Here is a 465-nt window from a genome sequence, read left to right as displayed (position 1 = left end):
ATTTCTCGTTACTCGTTTCTAAATTCGCATTTAGATCAGAGGTGCTTAGACATTCATCACAATGTCTAAGACTTTAATTTGTCTCTTCTATGAAGTTTTCAAGGTTCATGTGGTGGAGACGAGGAGAATCGAACTCCTGACCCCCTGCTTGCAAGGCAGGTGCTCTCCCAGCTGAGCTACGCCCCCATGAGTACATTTCTTTTTCTTTCAGCCAGCTCTGCGTCATTCGTCGTCCGGCTCCTCGACGTACACAAGTACAGTCTGCGGTGCCTTCCTCCTCATTCCTTGATCTGACAGAAATAAAAAGAAACATTCATGAATTTTACAATCGACAACCCAATTCAATTTCAAAAATTGGTGGGCCTAAGAGGACTCGGACCTCTGACCTCACGCTTATCAGGCGTGCGCTCTAACCAGCTGAGCTATAGGCCCATGGATTGCCTGAGGGTAAAACCCTCAAAACCA

General features: G+C 46.2%; 2 tRNA genes. Both read right to left on the bottom strand.

The features are described from left to right. Positions 1-110: 110 nt before the first annotated feature. A tRNA-Ala gene (locus ACTQY5_RS10995) sits at positions 111-186 on the bottom strand. Positions 187-355: 169 nt separating this feature from the next. After that, positions 356-432, bottom strand: a tRNA-Ile gene (locus ACTQY5_RS10990). Positions 433-465: the final 33 nt, after the last annotated feature.

It is taken from the genome of Acidaminococcus sp. HCP3S3_H5 (assembly GCF_052122235.1).
In the GTDB taxonomy this organism is placed as follows: Bacteria; Bacillota; Negativicutes; order Acidaminococcales; family Acidaminococcaceae; genus Acidaminococcus.
This window is presented reverse-complemented; position numbering and strand designations above follow the sequence as displayed.